The following is a 25848-nucleotide window of genomic DNA, read 5'->3' as shown; positions in this document are numbered from 1 at the left end:
CTGTTCCAGCCTTTCGACCCGTACCGAATCATTTGTTGACCTACCGTCAGAAACCCCAGCAGAGAATGAGGCAGAGATGACGCACATCAGCGAATCGGCGATGCAGGGATCCGGCCAGCTCGCGCACGAGGGCGCTTACGACCACCCGGCCGGGCAGATTTCCCTCGGTATCGGCGGCGGGCTGGGGATGCGCAGCAGGCTCCTCAGCGCTTCGGAGGGCGAGACGGGCAACACCATCGACCTGCCGTGGACCACCATGATTCCCCTTTAACCACTGCTGGGCCCGCATTGTGGCGCATTGGGCCACTGCCGCATGAGTTACGACTCCAGTAGCCTGCGGCCATGCGAGCCACTTCGCCGGTCATCGTCGGGCGGGACGAGGAGATCGGCCTGCTGAGCAGCGCCCTGGACGCCGTGCAACGGCGTTCGGGGCGCGCCTTGTTCTTCCTGGGCGAAGCGGGGATCGGGAAATCCCGGCTGGTGGGTGAATGCGCCTACCGGGCCTATGGACTCGGCATGCCCGTGCTGCGCGGCCGGGCCACGTCGACCGGTCTCGTCGTCCCTTTCCGGCCACTTGTCGAAGCGCTCTCCTCCCGCTTCCGGGCCGCCGGCACGCCGACCGACCCCGAGCTGGCGCCCTACCATCCCGCGCTGGCCCGGCTGGTCCCCGAGTGGCGCCAGGAGGCGTCCCCCGGCTATCCGGAGACCGTCGTGGAACTGGCGGAGGCGCTGCTGCGGCTGCTGTCGGTGCTGGGCCGGGAGTCCGGCTGCGCGATCCTGCTGGAAGATCTCCACGACAGCGACACGGAGACCATCGCGGTGGTCGAGTACGTCATCGACAACCTCGCCGACCTGCCGATCCTGCTGCTGGGGACCCTGCGCCCCGAGGCGGGGGCCGCCCTCGACCTCGTACGGTCCGCCGAGCGCCGCCAGGCCGCCACCGTCCGGGAGTTGAAGCCGCTCGCCGACGACCAGATGCGGGCGCTGACCGGCGCGTGTCTGGAGGCGGCGCCCGAGGAGATACCCCCGGTGGTGCACCAGCGGCTGGCCGAACGCGCGGGCGGCAACCCGTACCTGGTGGAGGTGCTGCTGGCGGATCTGCTCGACACCGGCCAGTTGCGGCGGGCGGAGAGCGGCTGGGTGGCGGCGGACGATCCCGGCGGCCCGGTCCCCTCGGGGATCGTGCGGAGCTGGACCCGCAGACTCGACCGGCTGGACGAGCCGGTCCGGGACCTCTTACTCGCGGCGGCCACCCTGGGCGGCCAGTTCTCGGTCTCCGTGCTCCAGACCGTCACGGGCTTCGAGGACCGGGCCCTCTTCACCCATCTGCGGTCCGCCGTCGAGGCAGGCGTGATCGCCCCCGACGGCGCCGCCCCCGACCGGTACGCCTTCCGGCACTCGCTGACCGCCGAGGCCCTGATCTCCTCGCTGGCCCCCGCCGAACGCGCCTCGCTCGCCCGCCGTGCCGCCGGGGCCGTGGAGCACTCCGGCCACCCGCTCGACGAGGACGGACAGCAGCTCGTCGCCTCCCTGCACCTGGCCGCCGGCAACCGTTCGGGGGCGGCGCTGCGGTTCGCGGAGGCCGGAAGACGGATGCTCGCTTCAGGGGCCCACGGTTCGGCCGTGGTGCTGCTGGAGCGGGCCTGCCCCCTGGCCGCCGACGCCGACCGGGCCGCCATCGCCGAGTCCCTGGCGGTCGCCCGCGCCGAGGGCGGTGATCTGGACGGCGCGCTGGAGCTGGCCGAGACGCTTCCTCCCGTGCCCGCCCGTAGCGAGGCCGCCGACCGGCGCGGCGAGATCCACATCAAGATCGCCTGGGTGGCCGTGATGGCCGAGCGGGCCGCCGACGCGGCCCGCCAGATCGCCGCCGCCCGCACCCTGCTCGGGCAGGAACCCGCCCCCGGCAGCCGGGCCGCGCTCGGTGTCGCCGACGCCCATCTCGCCCTGCTGCCGGGCCAGGAACACCGGTGCCCCGCGGAGACCGAGGCGGCGGCCCGGGAGGCCGCGGAGATCGCCGAGGCCGAGGGGCTGCCCGTGGTCGCCTGCCAGGCCTGGCAGTTGCTGGCGCTGCTGCTGCGTGAGAAGGGGTTCGACGAGGCGGATGCCTGTCTGGAGCGGATGCTCTCCCTCTCCACCGAACACGCCCTGCCCGTCTGGCGGGTGGAGGCGCTGGTGCGGCTGGGCGCCAATGCCTTCATGCGGACCGGGGACGCCTCCCGGCTGCGGTCGGCGCGGGCCGCGGCCACGGAGCTGGGGGCGCTGCTGCTGACCCAGACGGTGGACGGGCTGCTCGCCATGAACGCAGTGCTGTGCGCCCGTTGGGACGAGGCGCAGGAGATCATCGACCGTTCGCTGGAGGCCAGTGCCCGGGTCGGCAACCTCTCCGCCCACCGCTATCTGCTGCTCTCCGCCGCCACGATGGCCGCGCACCGGGGGCGGCGGCGGGACATGGACCGCTCGCTCGCCACGTTCCGCCGGGCGGGCGGTGAGCAATCGCTGCTCGTGCCCCACCAGTTGGGGCTGTGCAAGGCGATCGGGGCGCTGCTGGAGGAGGACCGGGAGCGGGCCCTGGCGGGGCTGGACGCGGTGCAGGCCTGGGAGCGGGACCACCCCAGCTACTTCTATCTGAGCGGGAGTTACGGGCTGCGCCCCTTCCTGCGGGTGCTGGCGGGTGCGGCGGACCGGGCCGAGTTCGAGGCCGTACGTGCCTCGCCCGGAGCCCAACTCGCCTGGAACGGGCAGTTCCTGGAGCTGGCGGACGCGGTGCTGCTGGGCCGGGCCGGCGACCGGGCCGGGGCCGCCCGTCTGGTGGCCTCCTTCGACGCCCGGTCCACCGCCTTCCCCGTCGCCCGCCACCTGGGCCTGCGGCTGGTCGCGGACGCGGCCCGCGCCGACGGCTGGGGTGAGCCGGTGGCCTGGCTGCGGCGGGCCGAGGAGTTCTTCTACGGGGTCGGGGTGCAGCCGGTCGCCTCCGCGTGCCGGGCGGCCCTGCGGCAGGCGGGGGCGAGCGTCACCCAGCACCGGGGCGGCTGGGACCGCATCCCGGTGTCGCTGCGGACCAGCGGGGTCACCCCGCGCGAGTACGAGGTGTTCGTGCTGCTCCCGGAGCGGCCGGGCAACCAGCAGATCGCCCGGCGGCTCTCCATCTCGCCGCGCACGGTGGAGAAGCACATGGCCAGCCTGCTGAGCAAGACGGGACGGGCGGACCGTTCGGCGCTCTGCGAGTTCGCGGCGGAGTGCGCGGTCGAGCCGGCCTGAGGCGGCCGGGGGGCGCACCCCCACACAACATGGGTGGCGCGGGCACAACATGGGGGCACGGGGCGCTTTCGGTCGGGTGTGCGGGCGGAACATACGGGCAGTCCCCCGATGTGCGCATGCCGTGACGGCGACAGGATCAGAAGCGTGCGTACGGCAGTCTGCCGCCCGTCCCCGCTTCCGGAGGCCCGCTGATGATCCGACCTCCCGCCCGACCGGCCCCCGCCGGTGCGGTGTACTTCTCGCTGCTCGGTCCGCTGACCGCCGTACGGGACGGCCGCCCGCTCCCGCTCGGCCCGCGCAAACAGCGCCTCGTCCTCGCCACGCTGCTCTCCCGCCCCAACACCCCCGTCCCCGTCGATGTGCTGACCGACGCGGTGTGGCCCGACGACCCGCCCCGGACCGCGCGGAAGAACCTCCAGGTCTATGTGAGCGCGGCCCGCGCCCTGCTGGGCAGCACCGACGGCGACAACCGCGACCGGGTGGTCCACGGCTGCGGCGGCTACCGGCTCCGCATCGACGAGGGCGAGCTGGACACCCTGCGCTTCCGGTCCCTGGCCCGCGCCGGGCGGGACGCCGGTGAGCGCGGTGATCTGCGGACGGCGGCCCGGCTGCTGCGCGAGGCGCTGGACCTGTGGGAGGGGCCGCCGCTGAACGATCTGCGGGACTCCACCGGGGTGGCGGAGGAGGCCGAGCGGCTGGAGGCCCGCTGTCTGACCGTGTACGAGGACTGGGCCGAGACCGAGATCGAGCTCGGCCGGGCCGCCGTCGCGGTGGACGGCCTGCGCGATCTGGTGGAGCGCCACCCGCTGCGGGAGCGGCTCCGGGCGGCCTGGATGAACTCGCTGCACCAGTCGGGGCGGCAGGCCGAGGCGTTGGCGGTGTACGACGACTACCGGCTCCTGCTGGCCCGGGAGCTGGGCCTGGAGCCGAGTCCGGCGATGGCGGCCCTGTACCGGGCGATGCTGGGCCGGGGCCGTGCGCCCCGGCCCCCGGCGGCCGGCCGGGACACCGTGCGCGGTGCCGCGCTGCCCGCCGCCCCCAGGGACTTCACCGGTCGCCGCGAGGAACTGCGGGACGTGCTGGCCCTGTTGGGCTCTCCGGACGAGCGTGTGGTGGTCGTCTCGGGGCCCGCGGGCTCCGGCAAGTCGGCGCTGGCCCTGCGGGCGGCCCATCTGCTCGGTGACGGCTTCCCCGACGGGCGGTTCCACGTCCAGGTCCGGCGGGAGGACGGCACGGCCCGTACCCCCGCCGATGTCCTGGCCGAGCTGGGGCGGTTGTGCGGGGTGCGGGTCCCGGTGGTTCCGGCGGGGCCGGCCGGGGCGGAGGGCGGGCCGGACGCGGCGGTGTCGCAGGACGCGGAGGACGCCTGGCAGGAGTGGCTGTCGCTGCACCGGGCGCTGATCGTCCTGGACGACGTACCGGACGAGGCTTCGGTACGGGGGCTGCTGCCCCGGTCGGGGCCGTCCTCGGTGGTCCTCACCGCGCGCGGGCAGCTGGCAGGTCTTGCCCCGGTGCACCGGGTCGCCCTGGGCGCGCTGGCGGACGGCGAGGCCCTGGAGCTGCTGGGCAAGCTGATCGGGCCGGGGCGGCTGCGGACCGATCCGGCGGCGGCCCTGCGGATCGTGAGGGCCTGCGGGGCGCTGCCGTTGGCGGTGGGGGTGGGCGGGATGCGGCTGGCGGTGCTGCGCCATCTGCCGCTGGCGGAGTACGCGGACCGGCTCGGCGATCCGTCGGCGGCCCTGGACGAACTGGTCGCCGGGGATGTCTCCGTACGGCTGCGGATGGCGTCCGGCTGGCAGGACCTGGCGGCGGACGACCGGCGGGCGCTGGGGCTGCTGGCCGGTCCCGCGCAGGAGGGCGGCTTCACGCTGGACGGGGCGATGGAGGCGCTGGGGTGCGGGGAGCGGGCCGCGATCCGTACCGTCGAGTCGCTGATCGACGCGGGGGCGGTGACCTCGCCGACCGGGGAGGTCACTGCGCACGCCGCGCTGTACGAAGTGCCGCGGCTGCTCTGTCTGTACGCCCGGGAGCGTGAGGGCTCGTAAGGGGGCGTGCCCGCCGGGCCCGGAGCCTGGTGACCCCCAGCCCGCTCGCCCCGGGGTCACCCCAGGGTGAGCAGGTCCAGCAGTCCGCTCTTCGCGGTGGCGTCCGTGGCGCCCGACAGGAAGTCCAGGGACAGCAGCAGTCCGGCCGCCCCCGTCGCCAGGTCGGCGGAGCAGCGCCGCAGGGTCGCGCCGGGGACGAGCAGCCGGTCCTCGTCGGCGAGCAGGTGCCAGGTCAAGTTGCGTACGGAGGCCAGGACTTCGGTGCCCGTACGGCCGTCGGGCGCCAGTTGTCCCGCCGACGCGACGAGTCCCGCCCGCCCCATGAACAGGCCGGGTTCGCGGACGAACTCCATGGCGCAGCCCTTGCGCACCCCGGGGATCAGGGCGCCGAGGGCCGGGTCCTCGTGGCGGGCCGTGTACGCCTGGGCCACCAGGGCGACGCCCGAGCTGCCCTGGTTGAGGTAGAGCAGGTTCCGCCCGCCGTCCCGGACCTGGAGCGTGCCGTCGTCCAGGGTGACGAGGTGTCCGGCCTCGCGTTCGATGGCGGTGCGGGCGGCCTCGCGCAGCCAGTCCTCGCCGGTCAGCGCGTGGAGTTCCAGGTGGAGCAGGGCGGCGCCGCTCAGCCCGCGCAGCAGCCCCGCCGACTCCGGGAGGCGCATCCCGTCCACCTCCTCGCCCCGGGCCAGCAGGTCCAGGTCGCGGGCGGTGCTCAGGGCGGTGTCGATGAGCCGGGTGCCGGGTTCCGGGCCGTAGGAGGCGCGGGCCATGCGGAGGGCGGCGAGGGCGATGCCCGCGCGCCCGGTGAACAGGTCCGCCGAAGGGGCCGGGGAGGCGGTGGACATCGCCCGGTCCCACAGCTCCCGGCCCTGTTCGGCGCGGCCGAGGAGGGTGAGGACCAGGGCCGTTCCCGGCAGCCCGTCGAAGAGGCCGCCCGCCTCGGCGGGGTCCCGGCGGAGTGCGGCGGCGGCGAGCCAGTCGGTCCACTCGCCGGGGACGGGGGCGCCCGTGCGGTGCAGGGCGTACAGGACACCGGCGGCGCCGTTGGCGAGGTCGGTCCCGCCGGTGGCGAAGAGGCCGGGACCGCCGGGGAAGAGGCGGTCCGTCCGTTCGGGGGTGGCTCCGGCATGGATCCCGGCCAGCAGACGGGTGCGGATCTCCGCCCAGTCCACCTCCGGCTCGAACAGAGCGGCCACCTCGGCCTCGCGCCGCCGTGAGGCGTCCAGGCCGTGCAGCAGTGCGGGCCTGGCCGGTCCCGCCCCGGCGGGGAGTCCGTACCTGCGGCGGGCCCAGCTCTCCAGCGTGAGTGCCTTCGCCCGCTCCAGGCCGGCCATCTCCGTGAGCGGCATCAGCATGGTGAGCCAGGTCGCCCAGAGCGCGTACGCGTCGGCCTCCGCGCCGGGGGTCCCTGGGGGTGCCTGGAGGCCCTGGGCGCCGGCGAGCGGGGTGTCGTGGTCGTCGAGCGCGGTGGCGTACTCGAAGTCGACCAGCGCGATACGTCCGTCGGGCCGGACGATGATGTTGGACGGGTGCAGATCGCCGAAGCGCAGACCGCGCGCGTGGATCTCCTCCAGTGCCCGGGACAGCTCGCCCACCATGGCGTCGGTCCAGGCGACGTAGGGGGCGAGTTCCTCGGCCGTCACCGCCCCGCGCACGAGGGCGAAGCGGCCGACGATCTCCTCCAGAAGGGTGTTCCCCTCGATGTGTTCCTCGATCAGGAAGTGGTGCTCCCAGACGGTCCGTACGCCGTGCACCTCGGGTACGCAGTCGAGCCCGGCCAGGGTCGTCAGCGCCCGGTGCTCGCGGTGCAGGCGGGTGACGGCGTCGTCGCCCGCTCCGTCGAGGCCACAGTGCGGACGGGCCTCCCGCAGCACCACGCGCCGGCCGGTCTCCCGGTCCTTCGCCAGGTAGATCCCGCCCGCGTTGGAGAACTGGAGGGCCTCGGTGACCGTGTAGGGGAAGGTGTCGTCGCGGGCGGCGGCGCGCGCCGCGAGGTGCGGGCGCAGGAACGACGGCACCTCGACCCAGGAGGGCGTACGGAAGACGACCCCGCGTTCGTCGGGGACCAGCCGCCCGGAGGGGTCCCGCAGGGCGAGTACCCGGCTGCCGTCGGCGTCGGCGCACCAGCGGGGCACGTAGGCGCCGTAGCGCGTGTAGACAGGGGCGTCCCCGATCCGCAGGTCGCTGAGGACGTAGGGGCCGCTGCGCCCGGCCAGGGCCGTGGACAGTTCTTCGGCCAGCGCCTGGAAGACGGCGTCGTCGGGCGGGTAGACGGCGATGAACTTGCCCGCGCCGCTGCGGTTCATGTGTTTGTCCGCCATCAGCGACAGCGCCCGGGTGCTGCGCAGGAACTTGAACGGCACACCGTGGCTCAGGCAGATCCGCGCGGTGTCCCGCAGGGTGGCCTCCGCCTCGTCGGGCACGGTGGAGACATGGATCTTCCAGCCCTGCTCGGCGAGTTCGGCGTGCTCGGGCACGAGGGAGGTCCACAGGCCAACAGCCTCGCGGCGCCAGCCCGCCGGGGGCGGGTCGGTGTCGAGCCGGTAGCGGGAGTCCGCGTCGGGCAGCCGGGCCGGGGTGTCGAAGTACGTACGGTCGGCGAGGCAGTAGAGCTGGGTTTCCTGGACGCCTGGCACGCTCGGCTCTCTCTACTCGAAGGGGCTCGCTCGATGGTGCTCGCTCGCAGGGGCTCGAAGGGGGTCAGGCCCCGGGGGTGACGCGCTCGGCCCCGGGCTCCACCGGGTCGGCGGGCTCCGGATCCACCGGGTCGGCGGGGGCCGGATCCTGGGCCGGCGGGGCCGGCTCCCTGCGCGCCGAGGCGGCGAAGGTGACCACGAGGGCCGAGGCGGCCAGCACACAGCCGGTGAGGGCGAAGGCCCACCGGGGGCCGAAGGCCATCAGCAGGGCTCCGCCGGCCAGCGGCCCGAACGGCTGGACCATGGAGGAGAGGAAACCGGCCGCGCTCTGCACCCGGCCCACCTTCTCCTCCGGCGTCACGACCAGCAGCTTCGACAGGAAGCCGATGCTGGCGACCGTCGACAGGAACATGCAGAGCGCGCACATCAGCCCGGCCACCACAGGCCGGCTCAGCCACGCCATCACCCCGGCGGCGGCCACACAGGTCCAGCAGGTGGCGACGATCAGGACCCGGGAGTGCCGGGCGGGGCTGATCCGTGGCGCGAACAGCGCACCGGCCAGGGCCCCGGCGGAGACACAGCTGATGACGAAGCCGCCGCCGATACCGGAACGGCCTCCGTCGGAGAACGCCGTCAGGGCGATGAAGGTGAGGGCCCCGAACGCGAAGTTCATGCCCAGGCCGAAGATGAGGAGGACCGTCCGCAGATAGGGGATCTTCCACAGGAAGGTGAGCCCCGCGGTGAGTTCGCGCTTGCTGAACGCGGAGCCCGCCGTCGTCCTGGCCCGGGAGCGGGTACGGACGAGGGCCACGCAGACGGTCGAGGCGAGCAGGCCCAGCGCCTCGATCGCGAACGGCAGGGCCGGGTGGATGCCGAACAGCGCGCCCCCGACGAGCGGTCCGACCAGCCGGGCCGTCTGGGTGCGCGCCTGGAGCCGTGCGGTGGCGGTGCCCATCTGGTCGGCCGGGACGACCGCGCGCATCAGGCCGAAGACGGCCGGCGCGTAGACGCTGCTGATGACCGCGCCCGCCGCGGCGACGAGCAGGACGAGGGGCATGGGGGCGTGCCCGTAGAACACGGCGATCGTGAGGGCGGTGACGACGGTCAGGCTGCCGACGTCGCACAGCCTCATCAGCCGGCGGCGCTCGATCCGGTCCGCCATCACCCCGCCGGGCAGCATGGTGATGAGGACGGCTCCCACGGACACCGTCCCGACCGCTCCCGCCTGCACCGCGGAACCGGTCTCCTTGAGGACCAGCAGGGGAAGGGCGAGGGCGCTCATCTGCCCGCCCAGGACCGCGAAGAGGCCGCTCAGCCAGAGCAGCCGGAAGTCCCGGTTTTCGCGTAGCGGCTTGGTCATCGTGCACTCCCGGTGGTGGGCGGGGTCGTGGTCCGTGCGGCGGGTGTCGCTCCTGCGCGGTGCCGGAACCGGCCGCGGGTGTCACTCCCCTTCGGTGCCGGAATCGGCGGCGGGTGTCACTCCCCTTCGGTGCCGGAATCGGCGGCGGGGCGGCTCCGTCGTGACGGAACCGCCCCACATCACCGGCCGGCCGGGCGCCACGGCGGGGAGGGCCTCCTCGGCCTCCGTGGCGCCGCCCCGGTGCGTCCGGTCAGTTCTCCAGGACGACGCTGAGCACGCTGACGCAGCTGCCCGGGGCGACGACCTTGTCGACGGACGTCTCCTGGAGGTCCAGTACGGAGTGCGCCTCGACCTCGGCGCCCTCGGTCTCGTTGTTGTCGTCGGCCGCGGGCTTCGTGTTCTCGGACATGGTGGTCTCCGTCCACTCGTCACTGCTGGGCCCGGAATCCTCGGATGCGTACCGCGGTCTCCGGCGGCGGGCCGTTGCCTGCCGTTGCCGAGAAAGTTAGGAGCGCCGGCCTCGGGGACGCTTCGGCGCCGGTATGGCGGCGGTATGGGGCCAGCTCGACGGCTCCGGACCCGTGTCCCGGGGCCGCCCGCCGCCCTCCGGAGCCTCTCTGACCTGCGCCCATACCGCCGCCGAAGCGATGACAGACCGCCGGTGAACCGGTACGCCACAGCCTGGGCGGGCGCGCACCGGCCCCTGAAGTCCGGACACGCCCCCAGCCCCCGAAGGAGGCGGCCCGTATGGAACTCGCCGAACTCGTCGGACTCCGGCCCTTCCCGGCCGCCGGTCTGCTGCTCGGCCTCACCCGCCGCTGCCCCCTGCGGTGCGGGCACTGCTCCACCGGGTCGGACCTGACCGTGCGGGAGGAGCCGGACGCCGGGCAACTGCTGCGGTTCGTGGGCTCGTTCACCGAGGAGAACCGGCCGGACGTGGTCATGCTGACGGGCGGGGAGCCGCTGCTCCTGCCGACGCTCGCCGGCGAGCTGAGCTTCCTGGCGCGCCGCGCCGGATCGCGTACGGCGGTGCTGAGCGGCATGTTCTTCGCCCGCTCCAGGGAGATCCCGCCCGCGATCCTGCGCGCGATCGCCCAGGTCGACCACTTCTCCGCGAGCCTGGACGTGCACCACGAGCGGGAGGTGGCGCGAGCCGACGTGTTCCGCGCCCTGCACCGCATCCGGGAGTCGGGGGTCTCCGTCAGCTTCCACCTCACCGGGACCGGCGCGGACGATCCGTACCTGGCCGACATCACCCGGGCCATCGACCAGGAGTTCGGCGGCCGGGTGCCGTCCCTGGTCAACGAGGTGCGGCCGTTCGGCCGGGCCGCCTCGTGGGCCAGGCCCGCCCGCACCGGCCCCGACCCGTCGGTGGCGGCGCCCTGCTCGATGGCCGCCTGGCCGGTGGTCGCGTTCGACGGCACGGTGCTGGCCTGCTGCAACCAGGACACCGTGGACCGGCGGCCCGCCCCGGCCCATCTGGACCTCGGGCACATCGCCTCCGACGACTGGGGGACCGTACGCCGAAGGGCCCTGGAATCCCCGGTGTTACGGATGATCCGCACGGTCGGCCCGGCCCATCTGGCCGCCCGCTCCGGTGCCGCGCCCCACCCGGGCTCCTACTGCGACGGGTGCCGGGCGCTGGGCGGCGACGAGGCGGTGACGGCGGCGGCCGGTGCGGTGGCGGCGGGCCCTGCGGGTGCGCTGCTCGACCTGGCCGCCGCCCGGCGCGGTGCGCTCGGCGGGCCGGAGGGGGTCGTCCGGCGGCACGGCTGCTCGGCCTACGCCCCACTGGTGGGCGCCGGGAGCGCGCGGTGAGCACCGGTGTCATGGGTGCCTCGGCACGGTTGCGGACCAAACTGCAGCTGCTGGAACCGGAGTTGCGGGGCGCGACCGCGTACATGTGGCGCCCCGAGGGGCTGTTGCCGCGCTACCGGTCCTATCTGTGCACCATGCACGCCGTGATCCGGGCCTCCGTCCCGCTGATGGAGCTGGCCCTGCGGCGCACGTACGAGGCGCCCGGCGACCCGTTGTCCGAGCCGCTGGCCGCGTATCTGGCGGAGCACATCCAGGAGGAGCAGGGGCACGACGCCTGGCTCCTGGAGGATCTGCTCGTGGCCGGCGCGCTCCCCGGGGACGCGCTCGACCCGCTGCCGCCGCCGGACGTGGCCGCCCTCGTCGGCCCCCAGTACTACTGGATCGAGCACCACCACCCGGTCGCCCTGCTCGGCTACATCGCGGTGCTGGAGGGGTACGCGCCCGCCCCCGGGCTGACCGACCGCATCGCCGGGACGACCGGGCTGCCCGCCGCCGCCCTGCGGACCGTACGGGAGCACGCGGCGCTCGACACGGACCACCTGGACGAGCTGCACGCGCTGCTGGACCGGCTGCCGCTGACCCGGGACCAGGAAGCGGCCCTCGCGGTCAGCGCGCTGCACTCCCTCGACGCGCTCACCCGGCTGTTCGTCCGGCTCGGGCGCTCCGCACCGGCGCCGTCGCTGCGGGGAGCCGGACCCACCCCACCGACGGGAGTCACCCGATGACCGGACCACCCCCGACCACACCCGAACCGCCCCCCATGGACGCGGTGTTGTACGAAGCGGGGTTCCCCGTGGACCTCCTCACCGAGGAGCAGCGGCTGGTGCTGAGCGAGCTGACACCGCAGGAGCTCACCGTGCTGCTCGACGTCAAGAGCCGGCTGGACGCGGTGGGCCCCGAGGTCCAGGCCCACGGCGAGATCGCGGGCGGCGCGCTGTTCTAGGGCGTGCCCGGCGGAAGGCGCCCGCGCCAGGACGGGGGTCCGGCGCGAGCGCCTTCCGCCCGGACCGGACGAGGGCGCCGTCCGCCCCGGATCGGAAGAGTTGGACCGGAAGAGTTGAGGACCGTCATGACCTGCCCCTCGTGCCGACAGGAGCTTCCCTCCACGGCCCGGTTCTGCTCGTCCTGCGGGACGCCCTGCGCCGGACCGGCGGCGGTGGCGGCCCCGGAGCCTCCCCCGGAGGACGAACGCAAGCCGGTGACCGTGCTGTTCTGCGACCTGGTCGGCTCGACCGCGCTGTCGGGGGTGCTGGACCCGGAGACCCTGCGCACGGTGACCCTGCGGTACTTCGAGGCGATGAGCGCCCAGATCGTGGCGCGCGGCGGCACCCCGGAGAAGTTCATCGGGGACGCGGTGATGGCGGTGTTCGGGGTGCCGGTGGTCCGTGAGGACGACGCCCGGCGGGCCCTGGCGGCGGCGCTCGGGATGCGCCGGGCGCTGGACGCCCTCAACGAGGAGCTGGAGGCCTCGCTCGGTATCCGGCTGACGACCAGGGTCGGGGTCAACACCGGTCAGGTGGTGGCCGGTTCGGACGCCACCGCCCGGCAGGCCCTGGTCTCCGGGGAGGTCGTCAACATCGCCGCCCGCCTTGAGCAGAACGCGGGCCCCGGCGAGATCCTGATCGGCCCGCAGACCCTCCTCGCCGCCGGGCCCACGGTGACGGCCGAGGCCACCGGCCCCCTGCAACTCAAGGGGAAGCGGGAGAGCGTGGAGGCGTACCGGCTGCTCGCACTGGGGGCGGACGACCCCGAGCTGCTGCGCCGCTTCGACGCCCCCTTCGTCGGCCGCACCACCGAACTGGACTCCCTGGACATCGCGTTGGCGAAGACCGTACGGGGGGACCGGTCCGGTCTGCTGGGGGTGACCGGTGAGGCCGGCATCGGCAAGACCCGGCTCGTACGGGAGTGGCTGACGCGCCGCACCGACGCGCTCGTGTACGGGGCGGGCCGCTGCCGCACCTACGGGGACCACGGCACGCTCGCGCCCCTCGCCGACGCCGTACGCCCCCTGCTCCCCCACCCGGACGATGTCCCGGCCGGGCCCCGGGACCCGGCGGCCGAGGACGCGATGGCGCTGCTCTCCGGGGGCCTGCTGCGCGACGGCACGCCGAACGCCTCCTTCGAGGACATGTGCGCCGCGCTGACCGTGGTCCTGAAGCGGGCGGCCCTGGCCCGCCCGGTGGTCCTGGTCCTCGACGACTGGCACGCCGCGGCGCCCCTGCTGGTGCGGACGGTGGACCGGCTGACCGGCGGGGCCGGGCCGGGCCGGGTCCTGGTGATCTGCGCCGGCCGCCCGGAGGGGGCGGACGGCACGGGGGCGGACGGCACGGGGGCGGACGGCACGGGGGCGGACGGCACCGGGTCTGCGGAGAAGAAGCAGGGGCGCCTCCAGCTCACCGGTCTCCCCCGCGCGGAGGCGGCCCGGCTCGCCGCCGGTCTGGCACGGCTCGACGGCCGTCCCGCCCCGGCCGACGACCGGCTCCTGGCCCGCTCCGAGGGCAATCCGCTCTACCTGGAACAGCTCCTGGTCGGTGACCGGGCCGCCGCGTCGGGTCCTGAAGGCGAGCTGCCGCCCACGCTCCAGGCCCTGCTGGGCGCCCGGATCGGGGCGCTGGCCCGGACCGAGCGCGCGGTGGTGGACCTGGCCGCCGTGATCGGCCGGGAGTTCGCCGCGGCGGAGCTGGTGCGGCTGGAGACGGCCGTACGGACGGAGCAGCCCGGACCCGCCCCGGAGACCCCCGCCACCGGGTCCGGCTCCCCGGACCGCCGCCGCGTCGACGAGGCGCTCGCCGCGCTGACCCGGCGACGGCTGGTGGAGCCCGCGCCCTCCGGGGCCGGGGACTCCTCGGCGTACCGGTTCAGCAGCGGGCTGGTCCACGAGGTCGCCTACGCCTCGCTCTCCAAGCGGGCCAAGGCGGAGCGCCACGCGTGGGCGGCCGAGCTGCCGAGCGTGGAGCGGACCGGGGACGGCGCGGTCGGGGGCCACCTGGAGCGCGCCTACCGCTACCGCGCCGAACTGGGGCTGCTGGACGACCGGGCCCGGCTGCTGCGGGACCGCGCCGCCACCGCGCTGGGCCGGGCCGGGGCGCAGGCCGCCGCCCGGTCCGACCTGCACTGGGCGCACGGGCTGCTGGAGCGGGCCGTGGAGCTGCGGCCGGAGGAGGCGGGGGCGGTGCTGGGGCTCGGTGAGGTACGGGTGGCGCTCGGCCGGGTCGAGGAGGGCGCCGAACTACTGCGCAGAGTGAGGGATCTGGACACGGCACCGGTGGCGGCGGCGCACGCCCGGCTGGCGCTGGCGGTGCTGGACCCGGCGGCCGGCCCCGGCCCCGCCGCCACGGCCCGCGCGGTGCTGCCGGTCTTCGAGGCGGCCGGGGACGCACGCGGCCGGGCGCGGGCCCACCTGCGCCTCGCCCAGCAGCTCCAGCGGTCGGGGCGGCACGAGGAGGCCGAGCGCGACCACGCGCGGGCCTTGGAGCACGCGGTGGCGGCCGGGGCGGAACCGGAGCGGGCCGGGGCCCTGGGCGCGATCGGGATCTCGCTCTGGCGCGGCCCGGTCCCGGTGGACCGGGCGGTGGAGCGCTGCCGTGCCCTGCTGGCGGCGCACGGTTCGGGCCGGCCGACGGTCCGGGTCACCCTCAACTGCCCGCTGGCCGTGCTGTACGCGCTCCAGGACCGGTCCGGCGAGGCGTACGGGTGCCTGGCCGAGGCGGACCGGCTGGCGGGGAAGCTCGGGTTCGCGGAGGCGGAGGTGTTCCTGCCGGTGTTCCGGGCGACCGTGGAGGCGCTGCTCGGCCGGGAGGCGGAGGCGCTGGAGCTGCTGGCCCTGGCGGACGCGGCGGCCCGGCGCACCGGGGCGGCGGGGATGCGGACGGCCGTCGCGCTGGACGCGGCCCGGCTGGAGCTGGACGCGGGCTCCGAGGACCGGGCGGCGACCTGGCTGGCGGGCATCGGTGAGGCGTCGGAGCTGAGCCGTGCGGACGCGGTCGACCTGGAGGGGCTGCGGGGCCGGCTGGCGGCCCGGGACCGCCCGGACGAGGCGCTCCACCACGCCGAGCGGGCCGTACGCGCCTCCCTGCTCACCGATTCGCCGCTGGTGCAGGCGTCCGCCGAACTGGACCGGGCCCGCACGCTCGCCGCGCTGGGCCGCCCGGCGGCCGCCGAGGCGGCGGCCCGGAGCGCCGGGGAGCACTTCGCGGGCAAGGGGCACTTGCCCGGGGCCCGCCGCGTAGCGGCCTTCCTCACGGCACGGGCGGGGCGCACCCGTACAGCGATGGTCACGACGAGGGAAGGGAGCTGACCGATGGGCACCACGGCGGAGACGACAACGGCAGCCGGAACGCGGCCCGGCCCCGGGCTGGGCCTCACCTGGAGCCTGCGCGGGCGCGGCCCCGAGGACGTGCCCGTCCTGGGCGACCCGGGACCACCGGGCGGACACCCCGCCGGGCCCGCCACCGGACGCGGAGTACGCGTGTGCGTGGTGGATTCCGGGGTGGAACGCGACCACCCCCTGGTCGGCGAACCCGCCGGTTCCTGGGTGGTCGTCAAGGACGCGGAGAGCGGCGAGATCACGGTCGAGCCGACGACCACCGGCGACACCTGCGGGCACGGCACCGCGTGCGCGGGGATCATCCGCCGGACCGCGCCGGAGTGCGAGATCCACAGCGTCCGGGTGCTCGGCGAGCGGTTCTCCGGCACGGGGGACATCCTGATGGCCGGGCTGCGCTGGGCGGTCGAGCAGCGCTTCGACGTGGTGAACCTGAGCCTGTCGACCACCCGCACCCGGTTCGCGCAGGAGCTGCACTCCCTCGCGGACAGCGCCTACTTCGCCCGTACGGTGATCGTCGCCTCGGCCCACAACACCCCGGTGGAGAGCTTCCCCTGGCGGTTCGCCTCGGTGATCTCCGTCGGCAGCCACCAGGAGGACGACCCCGACCTCCACCTCTACAACCCGGACCCGCCCGTGGAGTTCTTCGGGCCGGGCCAGAACGTGTCCGTGCCCTGGCTGGGCGGCCGGACGATCCGCACCACCGGGAACAGCTTCGCCACGCCGTACGTCGCCGGGCTCTGCGCGCGGATCCTGTCGGAGCACCCCCGGATGACGGCCTTCCAGCTCAAGAACGCCCTCTACCTGTCCGCGGCCAATGTGCGGCACGAACCGGGCCCTTCACACCCGCGTCCTTCAACAGCGGCAGGAGATACAGGAGATGACCGCGATGACTCCGAGAACTGAATCCGCCCCCGTGCCCGCCCCCGCCCCTTCTGACGCGCCCCGCAACGAGCTGCTCCAGTCGGTCGTCGATGTGGCCCGGGCCATCTTCGGCGCGGCGGCCAGCTCGGTCCTCCTGCTGGACGAGGAGGCGGACGAGCTGGTGTTCCGGGCGGTCTCCGGAGAGGGCCAGGAGTTCCTGGTGGGCCGCCGGTTCCCGGCCGGGCGGGGCATCGCCGGCTGGGTGGCGACCTCCGGCGAGCCGATGGTGGTGGACGACCTGGCCGCCGACCCGTCCTTCGACCGCTCGCTGGCCGAGTCCACCGCGTACGTCCCGAACTCCCTGATGGCGGCCCCGCTGATCAGTGACGCCCGGGTCCTGGGCGTCCTGGAGGTGCTGGACGCCTCGCCGCAGGCGCGCTCCAGCGTGCGGGAGCTGGACCTGCTGGCGATGTTCGCCCGGCAGGCGGCGGCGGCCCTGCGGGTGATCACCCCGGACCCCCTGGCCGCCGCCTCCGCCGGACGGGCGCTGGAGGGGGCGCAGCGCGAGGACGCGCTGCGGCTGCTCGGTAGCCTGGAGCAGGTGCTGCGGGGCACCGGCTGAGACCTTTTCCGCGCGGGCCCGGGTCCGCCTGCCGTGCGTAGCGGCCGATGCGGCGGGCAGGAGCCGGGGGAAGGCGCCGGACACGCTCCCGCGCGGTGACGATGGAAGGAAACGCACGTGAAGCTCGCTTTCTCCACTCTCGGGGTGCCGGGGATGCCGGTGGCCGAGGTCGTACGGCTCGCCGCCGAGCACGGTTACCGGGGCGTGGAGCTGCGCGCCCACCCCGAGGAGCCCGTACACCCGGGGCTCTCGTCACTGGAACGGGCCGATGTGGTCGAGGCGTTCAAGGCGGCCGGGGTGGAGATCCTGACCGTGGCCGGGTACGCACAGGTGGCCGCCGAGGGGGACGACGAGGCCGTCTCCGCCGAACTGGCCGGGCTGGTCAAGCTCGCCCGGGACCTGGGCGCCCGGTACGTCCGCGTCTTCCCCGGCGGCGGCGACCAGGACCCGGCGGACGCCGACGCGACGGCCGCCCGCCGGCTGGGCGCGGCAGCGCCGGCCGCCGCCGACATGGGCGTCTCCATCCTGCTGGAGACCCATGACACGCACCGCGCGGGCGCCGACGTGGCCCGGGTCGTGGGCACGGTCGGCCACCCCAGGATCGGAGCCATCTGGGACGTCCTGCACACCTGGCTGGCCGGCGAGGCCCCCGAGGCCAGCCACGCGGTGCTCGCCCCGCACCTCGGCTACGTACAGGTGAAGGACGTGGCGTCGGCGGACGACCTCACCCCGCTGCCCCTGGGCGCCGGGGTGCTGCCGCTGGCGGCCTGTCTGGACGGTCTCGACCCGGAGACCTGGGTCTGCTGGGAGTACGAGAAGCGCTGGCACCCGGGCGCGGCGGAGCTCCCGGGCCTGCTGGGCGCGGGCCGGGACCACCTGCTGCGGCTGGGGGCGCCGAAGCAGTGACGCCCCGCGCTCAGGGGGCGGAGGAGGCCTCGCCCGCCGTCTCCCGGGCGCCGAGACCGGAGGGCAGGGCCGTCGAGCGGACCGTGCGGCGGATGTGGCCGGTGGGGCCCAGGCCGTCCAGGACCCGGGCCACCTCGCGGCTGCCGCCGCCCCGCCGGTCGGGTCCGCCGGGTCCGTCCTGGGCCGTCGCGGTGTGCAGGACGGTGATGGTCGCCCCGTCGACGTCCTCGGGCCGGAGCCGGTCCAGGCTCGTGACCTCGCGGACCCGGAGCCCGGAGCGGGCGGCCCGGGCGAGTGCGCTGCGTACCAGCGGGCTGTCGCCCCGGCCGGTGACGAGGAGTGCATCGGACTGGCCGAGGACGGAGCCGACCGCCGTGTCCAGGTCGTCCGTCGTGTAGCACCACTCCCAGGGGTGCTGGCCCCGCAGGCGCGGGAAGCGGCGGCGGAGCACCCGGAGGATTCCGGCCGCCCCGGAGACCACGGCACCGGGCGCCACCACGAACGAGAAGCGTTCCGGGTCCGCGACGGTGAGGGCCTCGGCCTGCGCCTCGGTCGCCGCCCGTTTCACGGTTCCGGCGGGTGCCCTGCGCGGCCAGCCGCCGCCGGTCCCGGCCGCGGGCGCGCCGACGACCACCACCTCGTCCCCCCGGGCCACGGACCGGTGCAGCGAGCGTTCGGCCAGGACGGCGGACGGGCACCCGGAACGGGCGGGGCACCCGCAGGCCAGCCAGGCGCCGCCCGGTGCTCCCGGGCCCTGCGGCGGCACGGCGGCGTGCGGTGCCGGGGCGGCGGGCGGCGCCGGCCGGGTGTCCGGATCCCCGGGCGGGGCCGTCTCCTCGCTCACGTACAGCACCCGCCGTGTCCGTAACACCGCCTGCCAGGACTCGATCTGCCGATGGGCGAAGGCGAGCGCCGCGCTGTCCTCGCTGCGGGCCGCGAGCGCGATGCCGCGGTGGCCGCCCTCCGGCCGCTCGTAGGAGACGGCGACGACGGTCGTCCCCACCGCGCCCCGGCCGTCGCCGTTCACGGCCGCTTCCGCCCAGGGGCGGGCGTCGACGGTGAACCCGGCCCGCCGGGCGTGCGCGGAGAGGAGCGGGTGGGCGGGGCAGTCCATCGGGCCGCGCACGGGGTGCCACCACGTCGTGGCGACCGAGAGCGCGCCCGGCGCGACGGGGAGAGAGGCGGAGGGGAAGACATCGGAGCGTTTGCTGCGGTTCATTCGTTCCTGCCGGTGGTCCACGGAAAGCCCGAAGACGGAAGATCGTCGGGAGCAGGCCGTACAACCGGTGGGCCGGGACGGTTCTTCCGGCAGCGGCCCGCCCTCACTCCTCTGGCTCAGTGAACCGGCCTCCGGGGGCCGTTGCGGGCCGCCGGAGGCCGCCGGAGGCTCAGGTGGCGGGCCCGTGGGACGCCGGCCGCCGCCTGTGCATCTCGCGTACGCGGCCGAGCAGCGCGGTCACGACCGGATTCGCGCTGTGCGGGCGGGCCTTGGCGGTCAGCAGGCGCACCCGGTCGTCCGCGCGGGCGCTGTCCACGCGCGGGTAGAGGTCGAGGAACTCGTGCCATGTGCGGCACGCCTGTTCCAGGTGGCCGATGGCCAGTTGGGTCTCCGCGAGTTCCGCGAGGGAGAGCGCGCGGGAGCGGCGTTCGTCGGCGGGGCGGTGCCGCAGGGAGAGATCGAGCGCCCGGGCGGCGGCGTGCCGGTCGCCCCGGCTCGTCGCGACGGCGGCGCGCTGGAGGGCGAGCGAGCCGGGATGGAACGCGCCGACGGGGGTGTCACCGTTCTGCGAGCGCTCCAGGCAGCGCTCGGCCGCCGCGAGGTGGCGGGCGTGCCGGGGGTCGCCCCGGCCGGCCAGGGCGACCGCCAGCTGACCGTGGAAGAAGGCCTGTTGGTGCGGGGGCACCTGGTGCAGGGCCGTCTCCGCCGCCCGTTCCGCCAGGTGGTGGGCCTCGGCGAAGTGCCCGAGCGCGTGGGCCTGCACGCTCAGCCCGCGCAGGGCCAGCCCGCACCCGACCCGGTCGCCCGCCTCACGGGCGAGTTCGACGCTCGTGAGGTAGAGGCGCTGGGCCGCGGCATGACGGTTCATGTCGAAGTGGGTGAAGGCGCAGAGGTAGGTGAGCCGGGAGGCGACCGTGAGCAGTTCGCGCCGGACGGCGGGCTTCATGTCGCGCTGGAGCCAGGGGAGGACCGAGGCGGAGAGGTACTGCCGCAGGGGCTCGTACACCGGTCCGGCGCCGAGGACGGCGTCCCCCCGGGAGAAGAGGGCCAGCAGCTCGTGCGCGGCCGCCACATGGGCCATGCCGACGCGTCCGGGCGGGAGGGGTGAGCGCCTCCCGGGCTCCGGCGGCCCGCGGTGTATGGCGGCGGGGCCGTGCGGCACGGTGAGCGCTCCGTGCGGGATTGCCGAAGGCCCGTACGGGATCGCCAACGCGGCCAGCGAGTAGGCCCCGGCGAGGGCGACCCGGCGCCGGCCGGTGGTACGCAGCACCTCGTCGAGGCGTTCCACGGCGCTCGGCTCCCCGGCGGGCGCTCCGGGGCCGTGGGCCGCGCCCACGGCGGGGCCGAGGCCCGTGTCCTGCTCCCGCACCGGGCGGCCCAGGCGGCGGGAGAGGGCTTCCGCGACCAGGGCGGGCACGGGCCGGCGGGGGCGGCTGCCGGCCAGCCAGTGCGCCACCGCCGTGCGGTCGTAGTGCAGGGCCGTCCCCTGTACGGCACCGAGTGCGTTGACCTCACGGGCCAGTTGCGCACCGCTCCACCCGGCCTCGGCGAGGAGGAGGCGCAGGGCCTGGTTCGGGGTCCGGCGGGTACGGCCGCTCCTCATCGGCCCGCCCCTGCCCCTGCTCCTCTGCTTTCTCTGCCTGCTCTGCCTGCTCCTGTGTCCTGTTGCTTCACCCTGTTCTCCCCTTCCCCCCTGGTGAGCGCCACCGTTCAACATGCTTGCGTGTTCAACATGTCTGGAACCCGCCCACGCCGGTTCGGGCCCACCCCTCGCACAGACTCAGCGTGAAGGCCAACCCCCCGCCCCACACAGTGCGCATTGCGTAGCGCGTCGCCCGCACGACCCGCGCCCGTGCACTCCCCCGCTGTCGTGGCCGCGCCGAACGAGCCCCCTCCCCAGCCGAACGGAGGAACACCATGCGTGCCGGTCCAGCCCACTCCCCCGATGTCCCCGACCGCCCGGTCCCCTGGCGGCGGTCCGTCCATCTCTTTCCGGGCCAGGGCGACTTCTCCGTCAGCTCCCTGGTCCGCGCCGCCCGCACCACGCCCGGCCTGCGGACGGCCGTCCGGGAGGTCTTCGAGGAGGTCGACGCCGTGGCCGCCGAACGCGGGCTGCCGGAGCTCGGCCGGTGGCTGCTGGGGCCCGAACCGCCCAGCGGGCGCGACCTGGCGCTCGCGGCCACGGGGACCGCCCAACTCGCCCTCTTCGGGGCTTCGGTGGCCGTGCACCGGGCGCTCAGCGGGGCGTACGGCGTGCCGTCGGCGGCCGTGGGGGTGAGCTTCGGTGAGATCGCCGCGCTCACGGCCGCCGGAGTGTTCGGCGTGGCCGACGGCGCACGCGCGGCGCACGATCTCGCCGTCGTCCTCGCTTCCTGCCCCGGCGGGCTGACGGCGCTCAGCTGCTCGGAGCGGTCGGCGCGGGCCCTGCTGGCGGAGGCGGGGGCGGCGGAAGCCGTGGTGGCCGTGGTCAACGACGAGCTGTCGGTGGTGGTCGCCGGGCCGACGGCCGCTCTGGTTCTGGTCGAGAAGGCGGCCGAGGACCGGCGGGTGGGGGCCGTACGCCTGCGGCTGCCGTTCTCCTCCCACCACCCCGCGCTGGGCCGCGCGGCCGAGGAGTTCGCCGCCGCCGTACGGGCCTACCCGCGCTCCGGCGCCCGCTTCCCGGTCCACTCGGCCGTGGCGGGCCGCCGCTACGGGCCCACCGACGACCTGGCCGCGCGGCTGGCCGACTGCCTGGTCCGGCCGGCCGCGGTGCCCCCCGTACTCCGCCAGGTGATGGCCTACCGGCCCGGTGTCCTCTTCGAGGCCGGTACGGGCAGCGCCCTGGCGTCCAGCGCCCGCAGCGTGCTCGCCGCCGCCCTCGACCCGGCGCCGCCGGTGCGCGCCCCGCTCACGGAGCCCGGCTTTCCGTGGTGACCCTCCCCCCCCCAGTCGAGACCCCTGCCAATCCCCTGCCGATTCCCGTCGATCCCCCGTCATTTCCCGTCGATCCCCTCACGGACCGAAACCCATGACGCTCCCGCCACCCCCCTCCCGACCGGAGAACCCATGACGCTCCTCGCCGATTCCGTCCCCGAAAGCGCCCGTGAAGAGATACGCCGGCTCCTCCACGGCCCCTGCGATCCCACAGCCCTGTCCGCCCTCATCACCCTGCGCAAGGCGCTCGCCGACGATCCCGGGCCGGTGTACGGGCCCGGCCGGGGTGCGCTCCTGCTGCGCCGGCTGCGCGCACTGGCCGAGGCGCTGCCGCCCGGGGCCGGGATCCTCGACGACCCGGCCCGGCTCGCCGCCGTCCACGCCGCTGCCGCCGTCGCCGACCCGTCCCTCTGTCTGGCGGGGCTGGTCCACCATCTGCTCTGCCTGGGCTCCCTCACCGAACTCTCCGACGATCCGGAGGGGTTGGAACCCCGGCTGTCGGCGCTGCGGGAGGGCCGGGCCAAGGGTGTCTACCTGATCACCGAGGCGGGCCAGGCCAACAGCCACCTCGCCACCGCGACCCGCGCCGACCTCGACCCGGCCGACGGCTCGTTCGTCCTGCACACGCCCGGGCCGGGGGCCGCCAAGTTCGGGAGCGCCGGCACCTGGGGCGTGGAGCAGACCGGTGTGGTCCTGGCCAGGCTCTTCGCCGGGGGCGCCGACCACGGGGTCTTCGCGTTCATGGTCGGCCTCACCGATGAGCAAGGCCCGCTCCCCGGGGTCGAGTTGTCCTCCCCGATCGCCCTGGACGCCCTGCCGCTCGACTACGTACAGGTACGGTTCCACCGCGTCCGGGTGGCGCCCGCGCACTGGCTCTCCGACGGGGCCCGGATCGGCCCCGACGGTACGGTCCACGATCCCGCCGGATCCCCGGAGCAGCGTCTCCAGCGCACTCTGCGGGTGGGGCAGGGGCTGTGGGCGGCGATGCCCGCGGTGGCCGCCGCCACCTCCCGCCGCACCGCCGTCCAGGCCGTCGGCTACGCCCGGCGGCGCCGCACCGGGAGCAGCCTCGCCCCCGGGGTGCCGCTGCTCACGTACCGCACCCAGCAGACCGTGGTCCTCGGCGCCCTCGCCGACGCGTTCGCCCTGACCTGCGCCGCCGACGGGGCCCTGGCCGTACGGACCGAGGGCCGGTCGGCCGCCCCGCCCGGCCCGGAGGGCGGCGAGGAGAAGATGGGCTTCACACCGTGGGCCGCCGTCAGCCAACCGCTCGCCGCCTACAAGGCCGTGACCGTCCGCACCGCCGCCCGCCTGACCGCCGAGTGCCAGCACCGGTGCGGCTTCTCCGGCCATCTGACCGCGAACCGCCTCGCCGCCTACCAGGGCTTCCACCACGCCTTCGACACAGCGGGCGGCGACAGCCAGCTGATCTTCTACGACATAGGCCGCTCCCTCGTCGAATCCCTCGACGAGCGGGAACAGCAGCAGGAACAGCTGCCGGACCCCACCTCCCCCCACTGGTGGCCCGCCCTCCTCCGCCGCCATCAGCACGCTCTCGTACGGGAGTTGAGGCGGCGCGGCGGGTCGGATCCGGCTTCGGACCCCTTCGAGCGGTGGAACCCGCTGCTGGAGCAGGCGGGACTGCTGGGCGAGGTGCGGGCGACGCTGCTCGTGGCCGACGACGTCACCCGCGTACTGGGACGGCTCCGCGACCAGGGCCTCGTACGGGCCCTGACTCCGCTGGCAGCGCTGCACGGTGTCCTCTCCGCCCGCCGCCGGTCCGGTTCGCTGCTCGCCCTCGGAACCCTGGAACCGGCGGACATGGCTGCGCTGTCCGAGGCCACCGACCGGCTGTGCGAAGCGGTGATGGAACAACTGCCGCTGCTGGTCGAGGTGTTCGACGAGTACGGCGATCGTCCCGGCGTCGCCCCCGCCCCGCCGGCCGCCGCGCTCACCTGGACGCTCGGGAGCGCCTCATGACCGGCACCCGCCGCGTCGGCGTCCTCGGTATGGGCACCCACCTCCCGCCCGGCGTCCGCACCAACGAGGAGGTGGCCCGCGACGCCGGGGTGACCGCGCAGTGGATCGGGGAACGTACCGGCGTCCTGACCCGTCATGTCGCCGGACCCGACGAGGCGGCCTCCGACCTGGCGGCCCACGCGGTCCGGTCGGCGGTCGAGGCCGCAGGGATCGACATCGCGGACGTCGGGCTGCTGGTCTGCGCGACCTCCACCCCCGACGAGCTGGGGCCCTCCACCGCCTGCCGTGTCCAGGCCCTCGTCGACGCCCACCGGGCCGTCGCCCTGGACGTCGGCGCGGCCTGCTCCGGCTGGCTGTTCGCGGCCAAGGTGGCGTACGACTGGCTGCGCGGCGCCGAACGGGACGGCTACGCGGTGGTGGTCGGGGTGGAGGCGTACTCCAAGTTCCTGGACCCCACCGACCGGGGCACCTCGGTCCTCTTCGCCGACGGGGCGGCGGCCGCCGTACTGGGCCCGGTGGAGGGCCCGTTCGGGTTCGCGGACTTCCGGCTCGGCTCCGACGGGACGCAGGCCGGACTGGTCCTGATCCCGGGCGGCGGCAGCCGGCTGCCCGCCGCCCCGGCCACGCTCGCCGCCGGGAGCCATCACATCCACATGGACGGGCGGAGCGTCAGCCGGTTCATCGTCGACGTGCTGCCCCGGCTGATCACCGAGGCCCTGGACCGGGCCGGGCTCGGCGTGAAGGACATCGCGTGCTTCGTCTGCCACCAGCCCAACCCCGTACTGCTGCGGCGGCTCGGTGACCAGCTCGGTATCCCGCCGGAGAGCCTGGTCGTCGTCGGTGACGAGGTCGGCAACATCGGGGCCGCCAGCGCCGCCTACGCGCTCGCCGCGGCCGCCGACCGGCACGGGCTGCGCCCCGGGGACCGTGTGCTGCTCACCGTGTTCGGCGCCGGCATGACCTGGGGCAGTGCACTCCTCACCTGGAGCGGGGCCCGCGCCCTGATGCCCGTACCCGCTTCCGATCCCTCGGTATCCGACGTGTCAGAAAGGAACCTGCCATGAACGCACTGGACCTCTTCCGCCTGGAGGGCGCCCGCGCCCTGGTGACCGGCGCCTCCCGGGGCATCGGCCGGGCCGTCGCGGAAGGCCTCGCCGACGCGGGGTGCGACCTCGCCGTGACCGCCCGGACCCTGCCCGCACTCGACGCCACCGTACGGGCGGTGGAGGAGCGGGGCCGCAAGGCCGTGGCGCTCGACGGGGACCTCGCCGAACCGGGGGTGGCGGCGGCGCTGGTCGACCGGGCCGCCGCCGCGCTCGGCGGGCTCGATGTCGTCGTGCACAACGCGGGCACCCTGCCCACCGCCGAGGACGGCAGCGCGCTGCTGGTTCCGCTGCAACACGCCGAGCAGCGGGACTGGGAGACCGTCATCTCCATCAACCTCAACGCCACGGCCGCCGTCTGCCGGGCCTCGCACCCGCATCTGCTGGAGTCGGACCGGGCCAGTCTGGTGCTGATGTCGTCGATCGCCGGGATCGTCGGCACCCCGATGATGGAGGCGTACGCGGCCACGAAGGCGGCCCAGTTGTCGCTGGCGCGCAGTCTGGCGGTCGGCTGGGCCCGGCAGGGGATACGGGTCAACGCGCTCTGTCCCGGGTGGACGCGTACGGACATGACCGCGTTCGCCAGCGAGGCCGGCCCCCTGTCGGACTGGCTCACCGGCCATGTGCCGATGGGCCGTTGGGCGACCGCGGACGAGGTGGTCGGGGCGACGCTCTTCCTCGCCTCCCCCGCCGCCTCGTTCGTCACCGGGCACGCGCTCGTCGTCGACGGCGGGCTCGCGGTGCCGGACGGCGGGCTGGCCGGTCACCCCAAACCGCCCTCCCCGTTCGCGGCAGCCTGA

At 75.3% G+C, this 25848-nt stretch carries 19 protein-coding genes; 14 read left to right on the top strand and 5 right to left on the bottom strand.

Features of this window, described 5'->3' with window-relative positions:
* The first annotated feature begins 76 nt into the window (after positions 1-76).
* The 3 genes from IE264_RS01540 to IE264_RS01530 all read left to right on the top strand — a co-directional run bounded on the left by IE264_RS01540 (position 77) and on the right by IE264_RS01530 (position 5303).
* Positions 77-271, top strand: a complete 195-nt coding sequence (locus IE264_RS01540; protein ID WP_015608631.1) for a hypothetical protein — start codon at positions 77-79, stop codon at positions 269-271.
* A 71-nt stretch (positions 272-342) separates the two neighbouring features.
* Complete coding sequence (locus IE264_RS01535; protein ID WP_032758535.1) at positions 343-3258, top strand: helix-turn-helix transcriptional regulator; 2916 nt, start codon at positions 343-345, stop codon at positions 3256-3258.
* Positions 3259-3449: 191 nt separating this feature from the next.
* Entirely contained in the window at positions 3450-5303 is a 1854-nt protein-coding gene (locus tag IE264_RS01530; protein WP_015608633.1) for an AfsR/SARP family transcriptional regulator, read from the top strand.
* A 56-nt stretch (positions 5304-5359) separates the two neighbouring features.
* Here the strand turns inward: IE264_RS01530 and lanKC are convergent, their stop codons facing one another.
* The 3 genes from lanKC to IE264_RS01515 form a co-directional block, all read right to left on the bottom strand.
* Positions 5360-7936: a class III lanthionine synthetase LanKC gene (gene lanKC / locus IE264_RS01525; RefSeq protein WP_032758534.1), complete on the bottom strand. Its 2577-nt coding sequence runs from the start codon at positions 7934-7936 to the stop codon at positions 5360-5362.
* Positions 7937-8000: 64 nt separating this feature from the next.
* Positions 8001-9296 carry an MFS transporter gene (locus IE264_RS01520; RefSeq protein WP_032758533.1) on the bottom strand — a complete coding sequence of 432 codons (1296 nt, stop codon included), beginning with the start codon at positions 9294-9296 and terminating at the stop codon, positions 8001-8003.
* Between the two features lie 250 nt (positions 9297-9546).
* A complete protein-coding gene (locus tag IE264_RS01515) occupies positions 9547-9705 on the bottom strand; it encodes a hypothetical protein (RefSeq protein WP_015608636.1) in 159 nt (52 codons plus the stop codon).
* 338 nt (positions 9706-10043) lie between these two features.
* On the opposite strand from IE264_RS01515, the gene IE264_RS01510 reads away from it, so the two are divergent.
* The 7 genes from IE264_RS01510 to IE264_RS01480 all read left to right on the top strand — a co-directional run bounded on the left by IE264_RS01510 (position 10044) and on the right by IE264_RS01480 (position 17830).
* Positions 10044-11114, top strand: a complete 1071-nt coding sequence (locus tag IE264_RS01510) for a radical SAM protein (RefSeq protein WP_032758532.1) — start codon at positions 10044-10046, stop codon at positions 11112-11114.
* Positions 11115-11125: 11 nt separating this feature from the next.
* Positions 11126-11839 carry an iron-containing redox enzyme family protein gene (locus IE264_RS01505; protein ID WP_032758576.1) on the top strand — a complete coding sequence of 238 codons (714 nt, stop codon included), beginning with the start codon at positions 11126-11128 and terminating at the stop codon, positions 11837-11839.
* A complete protein-coding gene (locus IE264_RS01500) occupies positions 11836-12057 on the top strand; it encodes an aroma-sacti cluster domain-containing protein (protein WP_015608639.1) in 222 nt (73 codons plus the stop codon). The genes IE264_RS01505 and IE264_RS01500 overlap by 4 nt, the downstream gene beginning before the upstream one ends.
* 126 nt (positions 12058-12183) lie before the next feature.
* Positions 12184-15411, top strand: a complete 3228-nt coding sequence (locus IE264_RS01495) for an adenylate/guanylate cyclase domain-containing protein (RefSeq protein WP_032758531.1) — start codon at positions 12184-12186, stop codon at positions 15409-15411.
* A 3-nt stretch (positions 15412-15414) separates the two neighbouring features.
* Positions 15415-16344 (top strand): S8 family peptidase, encoded by a 930-nt coding sequence (locus IE264_RS01490; RefSeq protein WP_032758530.1) that lies wholly within the window; start codon positions 15415-15417, stop codon positions 16342-16344.
* Positions 16328-16924, top strand: a complete 597-nt coding sequence (locus IE264_RS01485; protein WP_032758575.1) for a GAF domain-containing protein — start codon at positions 16328-16330, stop codon at positions 16922-16924. Before IE264_RS01490 ends, IE264_RS01485 begins: the two co-directional genes overlap by 17 nt.
* 117 nt (positions 16925-17041) lie before the next feature.
* Entirely contained in the window at positions 17042-17830 is a 789-nt protein-coding gene (locus IE264_RS01480) for a sugar phosphate isomerase/epimerase family protein (RefSeq protein ID WP_031122654.1), read from the top strand.
* Positions 17831-17840: 10 nt separating this feature from the next.
* Here IE264_RS01480 and IE264_RS01475 read toward each other — a convergent pair whose 3' ends face one another.
* On the bottom strand, positions 17841-19049 hold the full coding sequence (locus tag IE264_RS01475) for a hypothetical protein (RefSeq protein WP_032758529.1): 1209 nt from the start codon (positions 19047-19049) through the stop codon (positions 17841-17843).
* A 169-nt stretch (positions 19050-19218) separates the two neighbouring features.
* Complete coding sequence (locus IE264_RS01470; protein WP_032758528.1) at positions 19219-20652, bottom strand: NsdA family TPR-like regulatory protein; 1434 nt, start codon at positions 20650-20652, stop codon at positions 19219-19221.
* Positions 20653-20966: 314 nt separating this feature from the next.
* On the opposite strand from IE264_RS01470, the gene IE264_RS01465 reads away from it, so the two are divergent.
* From IE264_RS01465 to IE264_RS01450, 4 genes are all read left to right on the top strand, one after another.
* Positions 20967-21965: an acyltransferase domain-containing protein gene (locus tag IE264_RS01465; RefSeq protein WP_032758527.1), complete on the top strand. Its 999-nt coding sequence runs from the start codon at positions 20967-20969 to the stop codon at positions 21963-21965.
* A gap of 132 nt (positions 21966-22097) precedes the next feature.
* On the top strand, positions 22098-23945 hold the full coding sequence (locus IE264_RS01460) for an acyl-CoA dehydrogenase family protein (protein ID WP_032758526.1): 1848 nt from the start codon (positions 22098-22100) through the stop codon (positions 23943-23945).
* Positions 23942-25009 carry a 3-oxoacyl-ACP synthase III family protein gene (locus tag IE264_RS01455; RefSeq protein WP_032758525.1) on the top strand — a complete coding sequence of 356 codons (1068 nt, stop codon included), beginning with the start codon at positions 23942-23944 and terminating at the stop codon, positions 25007-25009. The genes IE264_RS01460 and IE264_RS01455 overlap by 4 nt, the downstream gene beginning before the upstream one ends.
* A complete protein-coding gene (locus IE264_RS01450; RefSeq protein ID WP_032758524.1) occupies positions 25006-25848 on the top strand; it encodes an SDR family NAD(P)-dependent oxidoreductase in 843 nt (280 codons plus the stop codon). Before IE264_RS01455 ends, IE264_RS01450 begins: the two co-directional genes overlap by 4 nt.

Origin of the sequence: Streptomyces microflavus, from assembly GCF_014650075.1 — a bacterium.
Taxonomy (GTDB): Bacteria; Actinomycetota; Actinomycetes; order Streptomycetales; family Streptomycetaceae; genus Streptomyces; species Streptomyces microflavus.
This window is presented reverse-complemented; position numbering and strand designations above follow the sequence as displayed.